At 42.3% G+C, this 22,426-nt stretch carries 19 protein-coding genes; 18 read left to right on the forward strand and 1 reads right to left on the reverse strand.

Annotation, left to right across the window (positions count from 1 at the left end):
* Window positions 1–6: 6 nt before the first annotated feature.
* The 11 genes from ACOMC3_RS01975 to ACOMC3_RS02025 all read left to right on the forward strand — a co-directional run bounded on the left by ACOMC3_RS01975 (window position 7) and on the right by ACOMC3_RS02025 (window position 12,059).
* Window positions 7–3,906, forward strand: a complete 3,900-nt coding sequence (locus ACOMC3_RS01975; RefSeq protein WP_420317847.1) for an efflux RND transporter permease subunit — start codon at window positions 7–9, stop codon at window positions 3,904–3,906.
* On the forward strand, window positions 3,903–4,586 hold the full coding sequence (locus tag ACOMC3_RS01980) for an acetolactate decarboxylase (protein ID WP_420317848.1): 684 nt from the start codon (window positions 3,903–3,905) through the stop codon (window positions 4,584–4,586). The genes ACOMC3_RS01975 and ACOMC3_RS01980 overlap by 4 nt, the downstream gene beginning before the upstream one ends.
* 7 nt (window positions 4,587–4,593) lie before the next feature.
* Entirely contained in the window at window positions 4,594–4,962 is a 369-nt protein-coding gene (locus ACOMC3_RS01985) for a four helix bundle protein (protein WP_420317849.1), read from the forward strand.
* Window positions 4,952–6,226 carry a TolC family protein gene (locus ACOMC3_RS01990; protein ID WP_420317850.1) on the forward strand — a complete coding sequence of 425 codons (1,275 nt, stop codon included), beginning with the start codon at window positions 4,952–4,954 and terminating at the stop codon, window positions 6,224–6,226. Before ACOMC3_RS01985 ends, ACOMC3_RS01990 begins: the two co-directional genes overlap by 11 nt.
* Window positions 6,227–6,270: 44 nt before the next feature.
* On the forward strand, window positions 6,271–6,630 hold the full coding sequence (locus ACOMC3_RS01995) for a four helix bundle protein (protein WP_420317851.1): 360 nt from the start codon (window positions 6,271–6,273) through the stop codon (window positions 6,628–6,630).
* Window positions 6,627–8,420, forward strand: a complete 1,794-nt coding sequence (locus ACOMC3_RS02000; RefSeq protein WP_420317852.1) for an efflux RND transporter periplasmic adaptor subunit — start codon at window positions 6,627–6,629, stop codon at window positions 8,418–8,420. Before ACOMC3_RS01995 ends, ACOMC3_RS02000 begins: the two co-directional genes overlap by 4 nt.
* Before the next feature lie 130 nt (window positions 8,421–8,550).
* Complete coding sequence (locus tag ACOMC3_RS02005) at window positions 8,551–9,042, forward strand: DUF3347 domain-containing protein (protein WP_420317853.1); 492 nt, start codon at window positions 8,551–8,553, stop codon at window positions 9,040–9,042.
* A gap of 52 nt (window positions 9,043–9,094) precedes the next feature.
* Window positions 9,095–9,676, forward strand: a complete 582-nt coding sequence (locus ACOMC3_RS02010; protein WP_420317854.1) for a DUF2911 domain-containing protein — start codon at window positions 9,095–9,097, stop codon at window positions 9,674–9,676.
* Window positions 9,676–10,143: a TlpA family protein disulfide reductase gene (locus tag ACOMC3_RS02015; protein WP_420317855.1), complete on the forward strand. Its 468-nt coding sequence runs from the start codon at window positions 9,676–9,678 to the stop codon at window positions 10,141–10,143. The genes ACOMC3_RS02010 and ACOMC3_RS02015 overlap by 1 nt, the downstream gene beginning before the upstream one ends.
* Window positions 10,140–11,369 carry a hypothetical protein gene (locus ACOMC3_RS02020; RefSeq protein ID WP_420317856.1) on the forward strand — a complete coding sequence of 410 codons (1,230 nt, stop codon included), beginning with the start codon at window positions 10,140–10,142 and terminating at the stop codon, window positions 11,367–11,369. Before ACOMC3_RS02015 ends, ACOMC3_RS02020 begins: the two co-directional genes overlap by 4 nt.
* A gap of 204 nt (window positions 11,370–11,573) precedes the next feature.
* Window positions 11,574–12,059 carry a hypothetical protein gene (locus tag ACOMC3_RS02025; protein WP_420317857.1) on the forward strand — a complete coding sequence of 162 codons (486 nt, stop codon included), beginning with the start codon at window positions 11,574–11,576 and terminating at the stop codon, window positions 12,057–12,059.
* A 47-nt stretch (window positions 12,060–12,106) separates the two neighbouring features.
* Here the strand turns inward: ACOMC3_RS02025 and ACOMC3_RS02030 are convergent, their stop codons facing one another.
* On the reverse strand, window positions 12,107–12,769 hold the full coding sequence (locus tag ACOMC3_RS02030) for a metal-dependent transcriptional regulator (protein WP_420317858.1): 663 nt from the start codon (window positions 12,767–12,769) through the stop codon (window positions 12,107–12,109).
* 85 nt (window positions 12,770–12,854) lie between these two features.
* Here ACOMC3_RS02030 and ACOMC3_RS02035 point away from each other — a divergent pair, with 85 nt between their 5' ends.
* From ACOMC3_RS02035 to ACOMC3_RS02065, 7 genes are all read left to right on the forward strand, one after another.
* Window positions 12,855–14,048 carry a di-heme oxidoredictase family protein gene (locus ACOMC3_RS02035; RefSeq protein ID WP_420317859.1) on the forward strand — a complete coding sequence of 398 codons (1,194 nt, stop codon included), beginning with the start codon at window positions 12,855–12,857 and terminating at the stop codon, window positions 14,046–14,048.
* 2 nt (window positions 14,049–14,050) lie between these two features.
* The gene (locus ACOMC3_RS02040; RefSeq protein WP_420317860.1) at window positions 14,051–14,482 is read left to right on the forward strand and encodes a Rieske (2Fe-2S) protein; all 432 of its coding nucleotides are present in this window, start codon (window positions 14,051–14,053) and stop codon (window positions 14,480–14,482) included.
* Window positions 14,479–15,711, forward strand: a complete 1,233-nt coding sequence (locus ACOMC3_RS02045) for a hypothetical protein (protein ID WP_420317861.1) — start codon at window positions 14,479–14,481, stop codon at window positions 15,709–15,711. The genes ACOMC3_RS02040 and ACOMC3_RS02045 overlap by 4 nt, the downstream gene beginning before the upstream one ends.
* 3 nt (window positions 15,712–15,714) lie before the next feature.
* Window positions 15,715–16,116 (forward strand): Fur family transcriptional regulator, encoded by a 402-nt coding sequence (locus tag ACOMC3_RS02050; protein ID WP_420317862.1) that lies wholly within the window; start codon window positions 15,715–15,717, stop codon window positions 16,114–16,116.
* Window positions 16,117–16,163: 47 nt separating this feature from the next.
* Complete coding sequence (locus ACOMC3_RS02055; protein WP_420317863.1) at window positions 16,164–16,562, forward strand: hypothetical protein; 399 nt, start codon at window positions 16,164–16,166, stop codon at window positions 16,560–16,562.
* Window positions 16,563–16,766: 204 nt separating this feature from the next.
* Window positions 16,767–21,140 carry a CusA/CzcA family heavy metal efflux RND transporter gene (locus ACOMC3_RS02060; protein ID WP_420317864.1) on the forward strand — a complete coding sequence of 1,458 codons (4,374 nt, stop codon included), beginning with the start codon at window positions 16,767–16,769 and terminating at the stop codon, window positions 21,138–21,140.
* A gap of 10 nt (window positions 21,141–21,150) precedes the next feature.
* The gene (locus tag ACOMC3_RS02065; RefSeq protein ID WP_420317865.1) at window positions 21,151–22,347 is read left to right on the forward strand and encodes an efflux RND transporter periplasmic adaptor subunit; all 1,197 of its coding nucleotides are present in this window, start codon (window positions 21,151–21,153) and stop codon (window positions 22,345–22,347) included.
* The last annotated feature ends 79 nt before the right edge of the window (window positions 22,348–22,426 follow it).

Raw genomic sequence — 22,426 nt, forward strand, 5'->3', positions numbered from 1 at the left:
AAAAAAATGCTGAATAAAATAATAAAATACTTCCTGGAAAACCGACTGGTAACAGTCTTGATTCTCATTGGCTTCATTGCCTGGGGGATTGTGACGGCTCCATTTGGCTGGCAGGTAGGCGCATTGCCTTCTGATCCAGTGCCTGTTGATGCGATCCCCGATATCGGGGAGAATCAGCAGATTGTTTTCACCCAATGGCAAGGGCGGTCGCCTCAGGATATCGAAGATCAAATCTCCTATCCATTGACGACCTATCTCTTAGGTATCCCGGGTGTTAAATCCATCCGAAGCTCATCCATCTTTGGCTTTTCCAGTATCTACATCATCTTCAATGAAGACATTGAATTTTACTGGAGTCGTTCACGGATTCTGGAAAAACTCAATTCCATTCCATCAGGATTACTGCCAGATGAAGTTCAACCTACCCTAGGCCCAGACGCGACAGCACTTGGACAGGTGTATTGGTACACTATAGAAGGAAGAGATAAGAATGGAAATCCTACCGGAGGATGGGATCTGCACGAGATCCGAACCGTTCAGGACTTTTATGTGAAATACGGATTGAATGCTACGGAAGGAGTGTCTGAAGTGGCCTCCATAGGTGGATTTGTTCAGGAATACCAGATCGATGTAAATCCGGATGCGCTTTTGGCATATAATATACCACTACACCGTGTCATGACGGCTGTAAAGCAATCGAATAAAGATGTTGGGGCAAAAACCATTGAAATCAACCAGGCAGAATACCTGGTCAGAGGTTTGGGCTACATCAAGTCTGTTGAAGATCTGGAGAAAGCAGTAGTAGCGGTGCAGGATAACGTACCTGTTCGGGTTAAAGACATTGGGCGCGTATCGCTCGGCCCGGCTACACGCAGAGGATTGCTAGATAAAGACGGAGCTGAAGTAGTAGGTGGAGTGGTGGTCGCCAGATATGGTGCAAATCCACTGGAGGTTATCAACAACGTCAAGGACAAGATTAAGGAAATCGCTACTGGACTTCCAAAGAAAACACTTGCCGATGGGACAGAGAGCCAACTGACCATCGTGCCTTTCTATGATCGATCCCAATTGATTTATGAAACACTGGGCACACTTGAAGAGGCACTTTCATTGGAAATCCTGATTTCGATTCTGGTAGTGATTGTCATGGTGTACAATCTAAGAGCCTCATTTCTGATATCCAGTATTTTACCCATCTCGGTGCTCATGGTATTCATTGCCATGCGCTATTTTGGTGTGGATGCCAACATCGTGGCACTATCCGGAATCGCCATTGCCATTGGAACGATGGTCGATCTGGGGATTATTCTTTCAGAAAACATCATCAAACATCTGGATGAAGCTCCAGCGGATCAAAAGTTAATCACGACGATTTACAATGGTTCAGCAGAGGTAGCAACTGCCATACTTGCGGCTGTCTCTACCACCATTGTCAGCTTCATTCCTGTGTTCACTATGCAAGCTGCTGAAGGCAAACTATTTGGCCCATTAGCCTTCACCAAAACTTTTGCATTGGTTGCGGCACTCATCGTGTCACTATTGATTTTACCTACACTGGCTTACTGGTTCTTTGGAGCCAGAATTAAAAATGAGAAGGTGCAACAAGTCGTAAACCTTGGCTTGATCCTCATAGGGATAGTGGGGTTAGCATTCGGCCAGATTTGGGGTGGTATAATGTTGCTACTTTTCGGATCACTGGTTTTCTTCAAAGCTTGGTATAAAAGAAAAGAACGATCTCAAAAATGGTACAGTGGGTTAATTGGCAAGGCTGAACTGATTCTGGCTGTTGTTGGAGTGGTTTGGTTACTTGGTAAATATTGGCTGCCTCTGGGAGCCGGAAAAAGTGTATTTACAAATGTGCTTTTTGTGGCGCTTCTGATTGGTGTTATCCTGGGAGTATTCACATTGCTGCAATACTATTACAAGTCCATACTAAAATGGTGTCTGGCCAATAGGGTCAAATTCATGCTAATTCCGGCATTTCTAATTCTGTTGGGAGTCAATATCTGGCTGGGATTCAACTCGGTTTTTGGATTTATGTCTAAAGGATTTGAGGCGATTGGTGTTGAGGTTCAATCCTCTAAAGTCTGGTCGACCTTGGCACATGCCTTTCCTGGAGTAGGTGAAGAATTCATGCCATCATTAGATGAAGGAAGTTTCTTGCTTATGCCTACTTCAATGCCACATTCAGGCATTGAGTACAATCGGAAGGTGGTAGGTCAGCTGGATATGTTGCTAACCAATATTCCCGAGGTGGATCTGACGGTCGGTAAACTGGGCAGAGTAGAATCAGCACTGGATCCGGCACCAATTTCCATGTATGAGAATGTGATCAACTACAAGTCGGAGTATAAGGTAGATGATAAAGGAAGGAGATTGAGGTTTGAAGTAGATAAGAATGGTCATTATGTTTTAGAAGGGGGAGAAGTTAGAAGTCAGAAGAAAGAAGTTAGGAAGAAGAAATTAGATAGAGAAAAACAGTGGTATTTTGATGGAGAAGACACCATCAGTCTAGCATCTAACTTTCAACTTCTAACATCTTTAGAAAAGCAACTCATTGAAGACAACAATGGAAAGTACTTCCGCAACTGGCGACCGGAAATTCAGTCTCCGGATGATATCTGGAATGAAATAATCAAGGTGACCAAAATACCTGGCGTGACTTCAGCTCCGAAGTTGCAGCCAATCGAAACCCGGTTGGTTATGCTTCAAACAGGCATGAGAGCTCCAATGGGAATCAAGGTATATGGGCCTGATTTGCAGACGATACAGGATTTCGGTTTGCAACTGGAGGAGATTCTTAAACAAGTTCCTTCAGTGAAAACAGAAGCTGTCTTTGCTGACAGAATAGTTGGCAAACCTTACATGCATCTGAACATCAACAGGGAACAGATCGCACGATATGGACTCAACATTGAAGATGTTCAGCAAACCATTGAAACGGCCATTGGTGGCATGAAGGTCACCACTACAGTTGAGGGGCGAGAACGATTTCCAGTACGTGTAAGGTATCCCAGAGAGCTCCGTGACGATCCTGAGTCGCTAGCCAAGGTATTGATTCCAACTCCGACAGGAGCACAAATTCCACTCGGGCAGTTGGTGGATATTGAATATATGAGGGGACCTCAGGCCATCAAAAGTGAAGAGACTTTCCTGGTTGGGTACGTACTTTTTGATAAACGAGATGGCTATGCAGAAGTAGATGTAGTGAACGACGCTCAGGAAACAATCCAACAGCGAATTGATAGTGGTGAATTGGATGTTCCTTCGGGTATCAGTTATAAGTTCTCCGGTAGCTATGAAAATCAGGTACGCGCAGAAAAGCGATTGGCTATCATTGTCCCGCTGGTGCTGGGGATCGTTTTTCTGATCCTCTATTTCCAATTCAAATCAACGACCACTTCACTGATGGTTTTCACCGGAATCGCCATGGCATTTAGTGGTGGATTTATCATGATCTGGCTTTATGGACAGGATTGGTTTTTTAACTTCTCATTACTGGGGATTGACTTCAGAGACCTCTTTCAGATCAAAACCATCAACCTTAGTGTTGCGGTGTGGGTAGGCTTTATTGCTTTATTTGGAATTGCGACGGACGATGGGGTGTTGATGGGCACTTATCTGGATCAAAGCTTTGATCGGAACAGAACAAAAACGATTCCTGAAATACGAGAGGCTGTAGTGGAAGCAGGGTTACGAAGAATCCGACCAGCTGTGATGACTTCTGCCACAACCATCATTGCCTTGCTTCCAATTCTTACATCTGCCGGAAGAGGATCAGATATCATGATCCCAATGGCTATCCCAGCATTTGGAGGAATGGCCGTTGCAGCAATCACCTATTTCGTGGTGCCGGTACTGTATTGTATGCGAGAAGAACGAAAACTTAAAAAGCTTGAATCATGAGAAACATGTATTTCATATTAGTCGCTCTGTTCTTATTGGCTTGCTCAAAGCCAAATGAATATCCTATTGTTAAAAACATAGGTGAGTTGAGAAAAATCATGCATCAAGGAGAGTTTCAGGCCAGAGTTAGCCTGGACACGCTTGCTAAAAAAGAACTCTATGGCTTAGGAGCACTGGATTCTTTGTCAGGTGAGATACTGGTAATCGATGGAGAAGTTTTTAGGTCATACTTGAAGAATGACACTTTGATTACACAAACTGATCAATCTGCCAAGGCTACCTTGTTTGTGTACGCTTCAGTCACAGCCTGGGATACCGTAGATTTTTCAGGCATTTCTGATATCGAACTTCAACTTGAGAAAAGCCAGGATTTATCAAAAGCTTTTCCGTTCATATTGTTGGGAAGTCCTTCGTTGGATTACCATGTTATCAATTTTAATCCGGAAAACGGAGACATTTCAAAACACAAGGAAGGTGCCTTTAGAGGTTCGTTTGAAAATGAGTCACTGACTATTCTGGGCTTCTATTCAAAAGAAGCGAAAGGAATTTATACACACCATGACAGTAATCTTCACATGCATGTTATCAATGCAGATAGAAGTGTAATGGGGCATGTCGATCAGATAAATATAGAAGGTAGAAATATGAAATTAATACTTCCAAGAGAAGTTAGAAACTAGAATTCAGATGATAAAATCATATAAAGACTTAGAAGTATATAACCGATCATTTAAGATGGCGATGGACATTTTTTGGATGACAAGAAATTTTCCTAAAGAAGAGGTTTATTCCCTTACCTCACAAATCGTAAGATCCTCAAGATCTGTTAGTTCTAATATCACGGAGGGATGGGCTAAAAGAAATTATGAAGCAATTTTTAAACAACATTTGATCACTTCACTAGGGTCCAATTCAGAGACTGAAAACTGGTTAAAGTTTGCCTTGGAATGCAAGTATATCGCTCAAGAAGACTTTAATGCAATGTCAAAGGAGCTTGATGAGATTAGTAAAATGTTGACTTCACTTCATAAAAACTGGAAAAGTCATGGGAAGTAGTTTAGTGATTAGAGGTTGGAAATTAGAAGTTAGAGTTTGGTGTGTGGTTATTCTAGCCTCTAGCCTCTATTTTCTAACTTCTTCTTCATTGAGAGCTCAAAATCTCGAAGACTATCAACAAATAGCTGCCGAGCAGAATCCCGGTCTTCAGGCCAAGTACAAGGCTTTTGAAGCCACGATGGAAAGAATTCCTCAGGCGAACAGCCTACAGGATCCAACCTTTTCATTCGGATATTTTATCTCTCCGGTTGAAACTCGAGTTGGGCCACAAAGAGCACGTTTCTCATTGACCCAGATGTTCCCATGGTTTGGAACGTTAAAAGCCAGTGGTGATGTAGCTACCCTGAATGCAGAGGCGCAATATCAGGTCTTTTTGGATGCCAGAAATAAGCTGTATTATCAAATTGCTGCAGCTTATTATCCAATCTATGAATTGGATAAGTGGATTGTGCTGGAAAGTGAGAATGCAGAAATCCTTGAGTCATACAAGACCATTGCAACCACTAGGTTTGAAAATGATCAGGGGACGTTGGTTGATGTACTTAGAGTGGATATACTGCTCAAGGATGCATTGACCAATTTGGAAATTCTGAAAAAGAAAAAGCAACCATTGGTGACCTCTTTCAACAAGCTTTTGAACCGAGAAGAGGATTCAGAAGTGGTGGTAACAGATTCTCTGATGGCCAACGATCTGGCAATCAGTCGAGATTCATTACTGGTCAATAACCCTGTACTGGATGAATTGGAAATTCGATTGGAAGCGAGCAGGAAGCAAGAGGTGTTAGCTGAGAAGCAAGGATTGCCAAAGCTGGGAGTGGGCTTGGATTACGTGATTGTTAGTGAACGAACTGATATGTCTGTCCCTGACAATGGTCAGAATGCATTGATGCCTATGGTAACTGTAGGTATCCCTATTTTCAGAGGAAAGTACAAAGCGGCTAAGAAAGAAGCACAGCTAATGCAGGAAAGTTATTCGCTTCAAAAAGAGGATCGAATCAATCAACTCATTTCAGGCTATGAAATGGCAGATTTTGACCGGATAAAGCAAATGGAACTTCTCCAGCTCTATGATGAGCAAATTACAGAGACGCAACAGGTGCTTAACCTTTTACTCTCTGCCTACGGGAACTCAGGAACAGCATTCGAAGAGGTATTGCGTACGCAACAACAACTCTTGAAGTATAAAAAATTGAAGGCTACAGCGATGATGGACTATCACGTTGCAGTGGCCAGGCTTAATTATTTGACTAACCGATTTGATTGATGTGCTGATTATTTGATGTGCTGATTTACTAATTAGAAAGTAATATGGAAAGAAGAAATGAAATATTGGAATTGAGCTTTGAGTTTGCCTTGCTGATCATTGACTACACAGAGCTACTTGAGGAAAATAAGAAATATGTGATTGCAAGACAGTTGATGAAGTCTGGCACCTCAATTGGAGCTAATATTCGCGAGGCTCAAAGTTGTGAAAGCAAAGCTGACTTCATTCACAAGCTAAAAATATCTGCTAAAGAAGCCGAGGAGACCGAGTATTGGCTTCTACTATGTCAAAAGTCAAAATCTTACCCTGACCCAGATCCTAAATTGGATAGCCTATTAAGTTCCATCCAAAAGCTTCTGAGCAAGATTATTTCCACAACACGGTCAAATATGAAACGATCATGAAAAAGATAATTAATAATAAATATGTCTTGTTTGCCCTTGCTTTCAGCTTGGGCGCAATACTGATATGGTTCATCAAACCATCCAGTCATCAGCATATCGAGTCATCAACTAATCAAACAAGTAAAAACACAGTTTTTACTTGTTCCATGCACCCGCAGATTCGCCAAAATGAAGCAGGCGCATGTCCGATATGTGGGATGGATCTCATCCCGCTTGAAGACGACAATGGAGAAGGTATTGACCCGATGGCCATAACCATGTCACCTACGGCGATGCAGTTGGCCAATGTTGTTACGGCAATTGTAGGTAGCGAATCGGCAATAAAAACCATTCGCTTGAACGGCAAAGTGCAGGAAGACGAGCGATTAATCTTCAGTCAAACCACACACTTTCCCGGAAGGATAGAAAAACTTACAGTGAATTTTACAGGCGAATATGTCACTAAAGGAAGCGTGATCGCTAATCTTTATTCACCTCAATTGGTGACCGCTCAGGAAGAGTTGTTCGAGGCTTATAAAATCAGGGAAAGCCAGCCCAATTTATATCGGGCGGCAAGAGAAAAACTGAAGAACTGGAAGCTGACCGAAACTCAAATAGATCAGATCAGATCTAGCGGAAAGACTCAGGATCAGTTTCCTGTACTGGCGGATCAATCGGGCTATGTGACTACCAAGAAGGTCAATCTCGGTGACTATGTCAACAGAGGGCAGACCCTTTATGAAATTGCAAACCTATCCAGAGTTTGGGTGCAATTTGATGTATATGAAAGTGACCTGTCCTGGATTAATAAAGGTGATTCCATTCAGTTCAATATTAGTTCGCTTCCGGGACAAACGTTTAAAGGCAAGATTGATTACATCGATCCTGTGATCAATCCCAAAACTCGTGTGACAAAAGCGAGAGTAGTAATCCAAAACAATGATCGAATTCTGAAACCTGAGATGTTTGCTTCCGGTGAAGTGAAAGCTCAACTGGGAAAGACAGTCGATCAATTGACTGTACCCAAATCTGCAGTGATGTGGACGGGAAAACGATCCGTGGTTTATGTGAAGCTATCCTCAGATCAAGGATTGCATTTCAAAATGCGTGAAGTGACGCTTGGCCCGGCACTGGGAGACGCTTACATCATTGAGAAAGGGTTGGAACCAGGTGAAGAAATTGCTGTGAATGGAACGTTTAGTATTGATGCTGCGGCACAGCTTGCAGGCAAACCAAGCATGATGAGCCCAGAAGGAGGAGCTGCTATGACCGGACATAATCACGGGGGAATGAACCAAGAATCTTCTCAAAGCAATAATCAAATGAACATGCTTCAGGTAAATGAAGCCGAACAAACCTATGATAGTGATCCCAAATTTAAGGAGCAACTTCAAGTGGTCTTTTCGGCCTATCTACCGGTGAAGGATGCACTTATAGAAAGTGATGCGAAAACGGCAAGTAAGAAAGCTAATGATCTTCAAAAGGCTATCGAAAAAGTGGATATGAAGTTAGTGAAGGATGAGGCACACATGGAATGGATGAAAGACCTGAGCATACTGCAGAAATCTGCTAAAGCTATTCTGAATGAAACTAATCTGGAAAATGCTCGAATGATGCTTTCACCCTTGAGCGATCAGCTGTTCCACTCACTTAAAAAATACAAGGTAGAAGTAGATGGCTATCGGCAGTTCTGCCCAATGGCTTTTGACAACACAGGAGCCTTTTGGCTAAGCGATTCGGATAAAATCCTGAATCCATATTTCGGTGATGCCATGCTCACCTGCGGGAATGTCGAAGAAGAACTTAAATAAATCAATGAAATGAGCATAAACATTCGAGACCGAATTTATATCAACTGGTTGATGAATGTTAATCGCGAATTCCATGTGACCGTTGAAAATCATTACTCACACATGAATTAAACTTTTAAACTTAAATACGATGAAAACAACACTATTGACTCTAGGGCTTGCATTGGCGATTGCTTCTTGCAGCTCTGCAAAAAAGGAAGAGAAAGCTGAAACTAAAGAGGCGGCAAAAACTGAAGTTTCAGCTCCATCTTCGGGCATTTCAGACTATATGGCACTGAAAGATGCTTTGGTTCAAACTGACGCTTCAGCAGCAAAGGGTGCAGCGGCTAAACTCGCTGAATCTGCAACCAGTGAGAATTGGAGTGGTGATATCGTTGAGGCTGCAAAAACAATAGCATCTAGTGACGATGTTGAAGTACAACGTACAGCTTTCAAAACGGTGACAGATGGCCTGATCGCTTCATTAAAAGCCAACGATTCAGAAGATGGTGTTTATGTTCAGTTCTGCCCTATGGCTTTTGACAACACAGGAGCCAGCTGGTTGAGCATGTCAGATCAGATCAGAAATCCATACTACGGTGACAAAATGCTGAAGTGCGGAAAAGTAACTGAAGAACTTTAAAACCCATTGAAGAGGAGGCTTGTCCTCCTCTTGCCTTAAAACCCTACCTATCATGAAAAAAATATTATTAATAATTGCAGTGGTCAGCTTAATTGGCTGTACCACATCAGAAAAGAAAGAAGAAAAAACCGAAGATCATTCTGAACACCAGCATGAAGCTAAAAAAGAGGACACCAAGAAAAAACCCCTGAGTCCCCGAACCGCTTCCATGTCCAATATTGGGAACAACCATGTGCACATAGATTATGGATCACCCAGTAAAAGAGGTCGAATGATTTTTGGAGGCCTGGTTGGCTATGGCACAGTTTGGGCCACCGGTGCGCATAAAGCGACAACCATTTCCTTTGATAAGGATGTAATCATCAACAGCACAGAAATTCCGGCAGGAAAATATGGTCTTTTTACCATCCCCGGAGAATCAGAATGGACAATCATTATCAGTAAAGACTGGGACATGCATTTGGCAGATGAATATGATGAAACCAATGATGTGGTTAGAGTAAATGCTCCCGTACAAAAACTTGAGGAGGTCGTGGAGTCGCTGACTTTTGAGGTCAGTGAAATCAGCGATAAGAATGGACAAATCACCATTAAATGGGATCAGACGGGCGTTTCATTTGACATTGAGAACTAATGAGAAAGCTAGTCATTTCATTATTAGTTCTTGGCTCGATAGTTTCCTGTCAATCCAAAAAAGAGACTTTTCTTAGCAAAATCAAACTGACTGATCTGCAAGGTCAAATGTTGGATTCGAAGCAATTCGAAAATAAAATTGTTATTCTTAATCTTTGGGCTACCTGGTGTAAACCTTGCATCAAGGAAATGCCTGATTTGGTGAAGATGCAAAATGAATTATCTGATGACTTTGTTTTACTTCTTGCATCGGACGAGTCCCTTGAAAAGATTCAACAATTCATTGAGAGGCGACCTTTCGATCTTGCATTTGCTCAAATTCAAACTTCCATTGAGTCTTTAGGTGTCTATTCTTTGCCCACTACTTTCGTAATAGGTAAAGACGGACAGCTATTGGAAACACTCGTGGGCGCAAGGAAATGGGACAGTCCTGAACAAATTGAACAACTTAAAACCTATCAGAAATGAAATCATTAACCATACTAACAATTATCTCAATAGCTCTTGTTTCCTGCCAGTCGGGCAAGGAAGAAAAAAAAGAGATGACAGCTCTTAAAAAAATAGAATCCCCGACCGGAAGCAATGCTTCTTTGCCTTACTTGATCAAGGGTGGGGACAGCAGATTGTATATGTCTTGGGTGGAGAAAAGGGATTCCGGTTGGATCGATCTGAAGTATTCGATCCTTAGCAGTGATAGTTGGAGTGCACCGGAATTAATTGCTTCCGGAAACGATTGGTTCGTCAATTGGGCAGATTACCCGATGATGGCAGTGGACAATAAGGGCAACATGATAGCCCACTTTCCTGCTAAAAGTTCTTCCGGAACCTACTCTTATGACGTCAATGTGGTTTACAAGCCAGTGGGTGGTGAATGGTCACAACCGGTGATTCCTCATAATGACGGAACACCTACAGAGCATGGGTTTGTGACCATGCTACCCAAAAATGACGGAACGTTCCTGCTGTCATGGCTGGACGGTCGAAATACCGGAGGTGGTGATCACGACTCACATGACAGCCACGGAGGAGGTGGAGCCATGACGATCCGAACAGCTACATTAGATATGACTGGTAATCTAACACAAGAGGCGGAACTAGATTCCAAAGTATGTGATTGCTGTCAGACAGGAGGAGCTATGACTTCAAGTGGGCCTGTCATCGTGTACAGAGATCGCTCGGAGGAGGAAATGCGGGATATGTCCTTTGTAAGGTTTATTGGAAATGATTGGTCTGAACCTCAGACGGTTAACTCAGATGGATGGAAAATTGCAGGATGTCCGGTAAATGGTCCTCGAATAGCTGCTTTTGAAAATACAACTGCTACGGCATGGTTTACTGCCGCTGAGGGAATTGCCAAAGTGAAGGTTGCTTTCATGGATGATTCGGGAGAATCTTTTCAGGAGCCAATCATTGTGGACGATTCCGTTTCGGTAGGTAGAGTAGATATTGTAATGATAGATAATCAATCAGCCTATGTAAGTTGGCTTGATCTGGAAGGCGAAAGACCTCTTATCAAATTCAGGAAAGTATCAAGTGATGGTTCATTGGAGAAACCGGTAGTAGTTTCTGAAACCAGTGCATCCAGAGGGAGCGGATTTCCTCAGATGGAGGTTATTGATGGTACGTTGTTTTTTGCCTGGACAATGGTTGATGGACAGAATACGTCAATTGGGTGTAGAAGTTTTGTGCTGTGAAGTAATAGTTTAGCGCTTCTGAACCTACAACTTATCTCATCACGCATCGCAAATGTTTCGTTCCAGCTCCTAGCCCTGATAGGTTTGCGAGTCTGATTTTGGTAAATGAAATTGGTTAAAATCACAGCAGAAGGTGATGCAGCTCATAGTATTTATGTATAATAATATTCAGATTTATCTCTATAACTAAACGGAATTAGAGAGATGAAAAATACGGTGATCGTTTTCTTGGTATTATTTGGAATAATGTCAAGTTGTTTTCAAGATGATCAACTTGATGAATTATCGATTCAAGATGAAATTTCCTTGATTGGAATGAATGAAGCTATTTTAGCAACCATCTACTATAGTGACTCACTTGTTTTTTCTATCTCAGAAACAAACAACCCTAATGATAGTCTATGCATTTATTATGATTCTCACTACCATCACCATGATTCATTATACAGCTTTCATCATAATAATTACCAACTTAGTAATGGATCAACAACCAATCAGGGGTGCAGTGGAAATAATGGTAACGGGATGATGGGAAATGGAATGGGCAATAACGCGAATATGAATCAAACGAATTATATGCGCCACATGAATACGGAACATGCCCATAATGGAAAGGGTCATCATCTTGAGGATGATTATTTGATGGATTCAATTCGTACTGCACATCAGAACTATTGCCGATATGATTAAAGCGGCTACTTGTGAAGAGATCTGGCGTAATGAATATCCACACAACCTTATGTGATATGTGAAACATACACATTCTCAGCAACCTTTTGAGAAACCATTCGAGTCTCTCCTTCGATTTCAACATCCAAAGATCTATCAAACTCGTGATGCGATTTGATTAGGATCTTACTATTGATCACAATTCCCAATTGGGTGATGTGCTGAAGGAATGCCGGAGAATCATTCTTAACCCCAACAACTTTTAGCGGCTTGCCGACTGATTCATTTACTAAAGTGGTTTTGTGCATTCCTCTAATCTTGCCATTGGCATCCGGGATAGGGTCACCATGTGGATCATATTCAGGAAAACCCAGGAGCTTATCTAACTGATCTACCAGTTTTTTAGATTTAATGTGCTCCAGTTGCTCGGCTACCTCATGGATTTCATCCCAGGTAAATTCCATTTTCTCAACTAAAAATGTTTCCCACAATCGGTGCTTCCTTATGACAGAGAAGGCAATTGTTTCACCCTCTTTCAGCAGTGATATTGCACCGTATTTTTTATAATCAATGAATCCCTTTTCTTTCAGCTTCTTTAGCATACTACTCACCGTAGCAGGAGATATTCCAAGATGACTCGCAAGTTCATTGGTACCAAGCTCCTTCCCGTTTCGATTCAGGTTTAGGCTGTAGATGGCTTTCAGATAATTCTCCTCCGTGATAGTGATCATATTTCAAAAGTAAGTATCGCGTGTCTTATTTAAAAGTTTGACATGTCTAACTTTAATTAATAGATTTGTATAAAATTATTTTGAGATGAATAAAATAATAATATACCTGAGCATTGTCACTTTTGTGTTGGCTATTTCATGTGAGGAAATAATACCAGCTGCTCCTGCTGAAAATGAGCTGCTGGATGGCCCTACGGAAGGCTTATCCCATGCTGAGCAAAGACAATTTTTAGATGGAGATATTGCTTTTAATGACGAGGTGTTTTCAGTGGAAAATGGACTTGGACCAGGCTTTGTTGCCACGTCCTGTGGAAGCTGTCATGCAGGAGATGGCAAAGGTCATCCTTCTACCACGCTCACTAGATTTGGTCAATCACTGCCAAACACATTGCCGGATCTATCTATTGGAGGCCCTCAACTCCAAAACCGAGCAATACCAGGATTTGAACCTGAAAAACTACCAGACGGTATTCCATTCATGAAGTTTACTCCACCGGCTGTCACTGGGTTAGGATTCCTTGCAGCACTTTCAGATCTACAGATTCTGCAGAATGTGGATTCTCTTGATGAAGATGGTGATGGTATTTCCGGAAAACCAAATTACATAAACCCACCAGACTATTTTGAACAGAAATCAATTCATCAACCTGTCAATGGTAAAATTATAGGGCGTTTTGGGAAGAAAGCTGCGGCTATTGATTTGCTTCAACAGACCGTAGGTGCCTACAATCAGGATATGGGAATTACTTCAACTTTTGAGCCCATCGATCCTTACAGCCAGCTTTCTACCGACCCGGAAGTTACGGATCAAACGATTCGTGATGTGGTCTTTTATCTCAGAACATTAAAGGCTCCTATTCCTAGATCAGAAGAAAACACAGTAGTACTACGAGGGAAGTCAATATTTACCCAAATTCAGTGCGCCTCATGTCATATCCCTGAATGGACAACCCCAGAGTCTGATATCGAAGCATTATCGAATAGGACATTCTACCCATACACGGATTTGTTGCTACATGATATGGGGTCAGGGCTGGATGATGGTGCCACCGAAGGATCTGCTGAAACATACGAATGGCGGACTCCACCATTATGGGGCTTGGGGCTTTCCCCCAATTCGCAAGGTGGGTCATTCTTCTTAATGCATGATGGACGAGCCGGAAGTATTAAAGAAGCTATCCTGCTTCATGGCGGAGAAGCTGACAGCAGTAAAAATCAATTTGTCTCTCTTTCTGAAGATGATAAAGAGGCACTCATTAAGTTTCTCAAATCTCTTTAGATATGGAACGAAGAGAATTTGTGTGGAAATGCGGAATGGGCTGCCTCGGTATAGCAGCCGCAGGTTTACTCCTTGAAGGATGTGCTGGAACCCGCTACATTTCTGGCAACATAGATGGTTCCTATCTGAGTCTGCCTGAAGCAGCTTTTTTAAAAGAGGAAAATAACTATTTAAAGCATGTAGTGGTGCAGAATGAAGTATTACAATATCCGGTAGTTGTTTTCCGCTTCCATGACAATGAGTACAAAGCCTTGCTCATGAAATGCACACACCAAGGCACGGAACTTCAGGTATTTGGAGACCGCCTACAGTGTCCTGCTCATGGAAGTGAGTTTACACAAGACGGGAGTGTTCAAAATGGCCCGGCTGATACATCGCTTAGAAGTTTCCCAATTATAAAAGAAAGTAAAACACTTAAAATCGATTTATCATGAGGAAGTTTGGTTGGATACTTATAACAATAACATCTCTACTTTCGATAGATGCAAAGGCTCAAATAGACAGTACGTTACTCAAGCGTACACCAGTTGATACGGCAAAAAACCAGCTTAATATGGATGCTGTTTACAACAGACCATTCTTGCAGGTTGGTAAGCTACCGGTATCAGTAGGTGGATATATTGAGGCAGATTATGGATACATTGGTGAAGATGGTGTGACAGATGGACATAGCTTCAGAGTCCCGCGAATGACGCTTTTTGTTGCTTCTTCAATACACAGAAAAATCAAGTTTCTTTCTGAAATAGAATTTGAGGAAGGTGGAGAAGAGGTAGCCATAGAATTTGCGGCACTTGACATCAGTATGCATCCTCTTTTGAATCTACGTGGCGGAATCGTGATGAATCCAATCGGAGCATTCAATCAAAATCATGACGGACCTAAATGGGAGTTTGTGGATCGCCCAATAGCTGCAACTGATATGCTGCCAGCAACCTGGAGTAATGTTGGCTTTGGACTTTATGGTAAATATTACATGAAAGAATGGGCATTTGGATATGAAGCCTACCTGACCAATGGATTCAATGATGCCATTATCAATAACGGAGAGAATCGCACGTTTTTACCCGCATCTAAAGAAAACAAAGAGCGGTTTGAAGAATCCTCTAACGGAGAGCCATTGCTGACAGGAAAAATAGCCGTAAGACATAACAAGGTTGGTGAAATTGGCCTTTCATATATGGGAGGTATTTACAACACCTATGAAGAAGACGGTTTGATATTGGATGATAAAAGGAGACTGAACGTATATGCTATTGATTTTAATACGACAATTCCTGTAACCAAGACCTTTATTGTCGGTGAATGGGCGTGGATAAATATCGATGTGCCTAGTACTTTTTCTCAGCAATTTGGGGATCAACAAAAAGGAGGTTTTGTAGACTTTGTTCAGCCGATTCTTACCGGGGATTTGTTTGGCTTCAATAACGCTTCTTTCAATGTTGCTATGCGTTTGGAATATGTTGATTGGAATGACGGGACATTCCGTGAAACAGGAGGAAATATCGGAGATGAAATTTGGGCAGTTGTTCCGGCGATAAGTTTTCGCCCCACCGCCCAGACAGTGATTCGATTAAACTATCGATTCATGGAACAAACTGATATTCTGGGCAATCCACCTGCTAAGATCTCAGGTATCCAGTTTGGCGTTTCTTCGTATTTTTAGTCAATGCTCGAACAAAAACTAGAAAATAGAGACATCAAACCAACAGCCATGCGGCTGTTAGTACTCAGAAAGCTTGTGGAATCTGGAGCAGCAATAAGTCTCAGTGACCTAGAAGCGAAGTTTGAACGGGCAGATAAAGCTACGCTTTACAGAACCCTGAAAACCTTTGAAGACAAGAAGCTCATACATGGCATTGATGATGGAACTGGTGCGGTGAAATATGCGCTCTGCGAAGAAGGCTGTGAATGCGAACCCCAGGATCAACACATTCACTTTCATTGTGTAGGATGTGACGAAACGTATTGCCTAACTCAGTCTAAAATCCCTCAAACAAACATTCCGTCAGGATTCAAGGCAGCCAGTGCCAGTATGGTGTACAAAGGCACATGCGCGAACTGCTCCTAAAACAATGCAAACAGGTTGCATACCTAAATGATTACATTTGTTGTTAGATGAAGCGTTTGATATCCATATCATTGTCTCTGATTTTCGTGATACAGATTCTTGCTCCCAACATGGACATGTGTTGTGAATTACAAAAACTCCCTGCACTTTTTGAGCATTTTGAGGAACATAAAGCTTTTGATGGAGATTCATTTTTTGAATTTATAGTCGAAGACTATGTTCACTATGATGATAATAGTGAGGGTCATCATGACAATGATAAGGATGACGATCTTCCGTTTCACGGTCAGCATCAGTGCAATCATGCACCCGTTTATGTTACCCATAATTTCTCAAACATAGAATTAGGAGACAAAACTTTTTCCATTCAATCTAAAGGTAGTTTTTACCAGTTTTCAGTTTCTTCTGAGTATCTGGAGAAGCCAATTCAGCCCCCTCAGGTCTAATTTCTCGGACACTTTACTAAGTACAATCATCTGCGTGCATATCGCTCTCACAGGTGTGTGTCCGCATGTCTGGCGATTAGCCAATAAACGGTAGTAAACCTCAGAAATCAGCTCTCATTTTCCGATGCAGAGTATGGGGAACTTCAACCCAAAAGGCTAACGCCCTACGATTAAATCATTTAGAATTCCTAAATCCAAAATAAAATGCTGGATAAAATCATTCACTTTTCAGTGAAAAACAAACTGATTATTGGCCTAATTACACTAGGCTTGATAATCTGGGGGGGCTATTCCCTCACCCAACTACCGATTGATGCCGTCCCTGATATTACAAACAATCAGGTTCAGGTCATTACGACATCCCCTTCTTTAGCTGCGGAGGAAGTAGAGCGGCTCATTACGTTTCCCATTGAAATAACCATGGCCACTATACCTGATATTGATGAAATCAGGTCATTTTCCCGCTTTGGATTATCGGTGGTGACCATAGTCTTTAAAGAGAATGTAGATGTTTACTGGGCACGGCAACTGGTAAACGAACGCATGGCCGAGGTACAATCCCAAATACCACCAGGGGTTGGAACGCCAGGCATGGCTCCTATAACCACAGGTCTGGGAGAAATCTATCAATATGTGGTAGGTACATCTCCCGGTTACGAAGATGAATATGACGCTCGTGAGTTAAGAACTATCCAGGATTGGATAGTGCGCAGACAACTGCTAGGTACGCCAGGTGTTGCCGATGTGAGCAGTTTTGGAGGCCATCTCAAGCAATTTGAAATAGCTATTAAACCTGATATGCTCAAAGCAATGAATGTTTCCATTGCAGATATATTTCAGGCACTTCAGGAGAACAATCAGAATACTGGCGGGGCATATATTGAAAAGAACCTGAATGCCTACTTCATTCGAACAGAGGGGCTGGTTGGAAATCTTGAGGATATCAGGAATATCAACATTCGTACGAATGAAAATGGCATTCCGGTGCTCATTAAAAATGTTGCCACCGTGCAGCTGGGAAGTGCGGTGCGATATGGCGCCACTACCCGGGATGGAGAGGGTGAGGTGGTCAGTGCCATCGTAATGATGCTGAAAGGGGAGAACTCTGCTGAGGTAATAGAAAACGTCAAAACAAGTATCGAACAAATTAGAAAAACCTTACCAGAAGGAGTGACCATTGAGCCGTTTTTGGATCGTACCAAGTTGGTTAACACTGCCATTGGAACAGTCACAAAGAACCTGGCAGAAGGAGCCCTGATTGTCATATTCGTTTTGCTCTTGCTACTTGGAAATATGCGGGCCGGCTTAATAGTCGCATCTGTTATTCCCTTGGCACTTGTCTTTGCCTTTGGAATGATGAACTACTTCGGAGTTTCCGGCAACCTGATGAGCCTTGGAGCCATTGATTTTGGATTGATTGTAGATGGTGCCGTCATCATCGTCGAGGCTACTTTGCATCATCTGGGACTGATAAAATCGGGACGAAAACTGACGCAGGAAGAAATGGATTTGGAAGTCTATAAGTCCGCGAGTAAGATTCGGAATTCAGCAGCATTCGGTGAGATCATCATCCTTATAGTGTACCTACCTATCCTAGCTCTGGTTGGTACCGAAGGGAAAATGTTCCGGCCAATGGCACAAACTGTAAGTTTTGCAATCCTTGGCGCATTCATCTTGTCGCTTACTTATGTTCCAATGATGTCCGCCTTATTTCTAAGCAAAAAGACCGAATACAAGAAGAATATCTCAGATAAAATCATGGACTTCTTCCATCGGCTCTATAACCCCTCTATTCGTTGGGCCATGCACAAGAGAATACCTCTCCTTGGGGTAGCAGTGGGACTTTTTGCTGGTTCACTTTGGCTTTTCTCTAACATGGGAGGCGAGTTTATCCCAACATTGGAAGAAGGGGACTTTGCGGTGGAAACACGGGTAATGACTGGAAGCTCACTGGAAAACACAATAAAGGCAACAACTCAGGCGGAGAAAATACTGCTGGATCAATTTCCTGAAGTAGAGCAAGTGGTATCCAAGATTGGAGCTGGGGAGATACCAACAGATCCTATGCCCATTGAGGCCGCCGACCTTATGATTATTCTGAAAGATAAGAGTGAGTGGGTTACGGCATCCAATCGCGAAGAACTAGCTAACAAAATGGCGGAAGCATTGGAAGTAATTCCCGGAGTAACCTTTGGTTTTCAACAACCGATTCAAATGCGATTTAATGAACTGATGACTGGAGTGCGACAGGATGTAGCAGTAAAGATTTATGGAGAAAATCTGGACGATTTATCAGAGTATGCCAATCAAATTGGAAGTATAGCCTCGGGAGTAGAGGGTGCGGTTGACCTGTACATTGAAGAAGTAACAGGAATACCTCAAATAGTCATCACCTACAAACGGGATCAATTGGCGAAGTACGGATTAAGCATAATGGATGTAAATCGATCTGTGCAGGCCGCATTTGCCGGAGCGTCAGCCGGACTTGTGTATGAAAATGAAAGGCGTTTCGATTTGGTGGTTAGATTGGATAAGGCCAATCGAAATGACCTGGAGTCGGTGAGAAACCTGTACATCTCACGGAAAGACGGACACCAAATCCCTTTGTATCAGGTTGCCAATGTGGAGATCAAAGATGGGCCTTACCAAATTCAGCGTGATGATACGAGACGCAGAATCTTAGTAGCCTTCAACGTTCGAAACAGGGATGTAGAAAGTGTGGTGACGGAGCTTAGACAGAAGATTGATCAGGCAGTAGTATTTGCTCCCGGCTACTCTATCTCATTCGGAGGTCAGTTTGAGAATCTGGTTGAGGCTCGTCAAAGACTCGCAGTGGCTGTTCCACTTGCGCTTCTGCTCATCTTTGTACTACTATACTTCACGTTCAAGTCGGTCAAACAAGGAATTCTGATTTTCACAGCTATTCCTTTGTCGGCAATTGGGGGAATAGTGGCACTTTATCTGAGAGGAATGCCTTTTAGCATCTCAGCAGGAGTTGGGTTTATTGCCCTCTTTGGAGTAGCCGTTTTAAATGGGATCGTTCTGATTTCAGAATTCAATCAACTGAAGAAGGACGGTGTTTCGGATATCTTTGAACGAATCTACCAGGGCACAAAAACGCGGTTGAGACCGGTGATTATGACCGCCGCAGTTGCGTCTCTTGGGTTTCTACCAATGGCCTTATCTCAGTCAGGTGGTGCCGAAGTACAGAAGCCATTGGCAACTGTGGTCATTGGAGGATTGATTACGGCTACTTTTCTGACCCTGATCGTGCTGCCGATACTCTATTACTATTTTGAAAAGGGATTGAAGGTGAAAACCAAAGCTGTGTTACCCATCCTTTTAGTTGGGATTTTCATGTTCCAATCTCAGGGTGTGCAAGCACAAGAAACTCAGTCGAAATATACGTTGGATGAGGTCATAGAGATTGCTGTAAAGAACAATCCAACACTACGGGCAGCTGACTTAAAAACCCAGCAGGAAAGGACATTGAAGGGCGCTAGTTGGAACCTGCCAAAGACTGATGTTAGTCTGACGCACGGGCAATACAACAGTGTGTTTAATAATGACAACCAGTTCAATGTGAATCAATCCATTGCCTTTCCAACTGTTTACTCAAATCAATCCAAATTGGCCAGTGCCAAAATTGAATCGAGTGAGTGGAGGGAAGCAATTACAAAAAATGAATTGATTCAGCAGGTGAAATCCACTTGGTATGGGCTGCTGATGGAAAAGAACAAGAGGAGGCTTCTTCTGGAGCAGGACAGTATCTATCAAAGTTTTTCGCGAGCAGCCAATTTGAGATACCGGACAGGAGAAACCAATTTGCTTGAAAAGGCTACTGCAGAATCTCAGGTTGCAGAAATCAAAGTGATGTTGGAGCAAAACAAATCTGACATTGAGATATATCAAACGTCGCTGAAAACGCTTTTGAATACCGATTTATTGATTGATCCAGCTAGTGATAGTTTAACCCAAAGGGAAGTCGAATCATTGATTGCGGAAGCAGATGTGGACGGTAATCCTACATTGGCCTGGTTCAGGCAGCAAATATCAGTTGCTGAGAAAGAGAAGTCTTTGGAAAAATCCAAACTAATGCCTGACCTGATGGTTGGTTATTTCAACCAATCCCTCAATGGCCCGAACCAGGACGTCAATGGAAATCCGGTTACCTATGGTTCAGGTGATCGCTTCACAGGATTTCAGGTAGGTATCTCCATTCCCATATTTGGTGCAAAATCCCAAGCTTCTGCCATTAGGTCGATTGAGCTGAAAAAACAGGAAAATGAAGCATTGTTTCAATCCGTGAACAACGAGTTGGAGGGACGTTTGCAATCACTATTGCAGCAATACTATAAATTTAAAAATAGTCTCAGCTACTATCAGACGATTGCGCTTCCACAAGCGGAGTTAATTCTGAATCAAGCGCAAAAAGGGTTTCAAAGCGGAGACATAGGGTACGTCGAGTATACCCAGGGGCTCAATAGGTCCCTGAGTGTCCGGTTTAATTACTTGGACATTCTCAATCAATACAATCAGATCATTATCCAAATCGAATTCATTTCAGGAATTCAATAAAAAAGAAAAAATGAAAACTATATATCAATATATCAACAAGGCATTGGTGATCACTCTTATGGGTGCAGCCATCATTTCATGTAGTTCAAAGACAGCCGAGCAGACTGAAGAACATCATGAAGAGGAAAACCGCATAGAGCTAACCCAGACACAATTTGATCAGGCAAATATCAAAATCGGATCGATTGAAAAGCGAGTCATGGGCTCAGAACTGCGTGTGAATGGCGTCATTGACGTTCCACCCCAAAGCAACATCTCGATTAACATGCCCTATGGTGGATTTGTGAAATACACAGAAATGCTTCCTGGAACTTCAGTGAGAAAAGGTCAGCTTTTAGTGACCATTGAAAATCCTGAATTCATTCAGTTTCAACAGGAGTATTTGGAAAGTCTGGCTAATCAGGAATTTCTAAAGGCTGAATTTGAACGACAGCAGGAGTTGTACAATGAGAAGGTTGCCTCCGGTAAAAGTTTCCAGCAAGCCAAGAGTGCTTTTCTGGCTAATGAAGCTCGAATAAAAACCATGGAAGCACGACTGAAAATGATCGGGTTAAATCCGTCTAAAATCGGCGAGGGAAACGTGGTTTCATTTGTCAGCATCTACTCCCCGGTGACAGGTCAGGTGAGAGAGGTGTACACCAATGTAGGCAAATACATCAATCCGCAGGATGTAATTATGGACATCACAAACTCAGATGATCTGCACGTTGAGCTGACGGTTTATGAAAATGATATTCCACTGATTAAAAAAGGTCAGAGAATTCGTTTTTCACTAGCCAACGCTCCTGATCAGTGGCGGGAAGCAGAGGTATTTCTCGTTGGTAGTGGTGTGCGTGAAGACCGTTCGGTTACAGTTCACGGTCACCTGATGAAAAAGGATCAAGATCTGCTTCCAGGAATGTACGTATCAGCAAAAATTGAAACTGGCAGTAATGAGACCTGGGCAGTTCCAGAGGAATCAATTGTAAGATTTGGAGGCAGACATTACGTTTTTGCGCTGGGAAATGAGCGTATTGAAAACGAGGTGAGTATATATGATTTCGAAATGATCGAAATTAACAAAGGGTTTGTTGAAGATGGATTCACGCAGATCAGTTTGATAAACTCCTCTATTGACATCACCTCTATTGATTTGGTCACTCAAGGTGCATTTACCGTACTGGCAAAAGCTAAAAATACCGAAGAAGAAGGAGGACATGGACACTAGTTATTTTATTTGAGTTAGTACGTTTTTCATAAATACCACCTTCTGATTAGAGAAGGTGGTATCAATTCGATTTTAAGTA

The organism is Ekhidna sp. (assembly GCF_965212185.1).
Lineage (GTDB): Bacteria > Bacteroidota > Bacteroidia > Cytophagales > Cyclobacteriaceae > Ekhidna.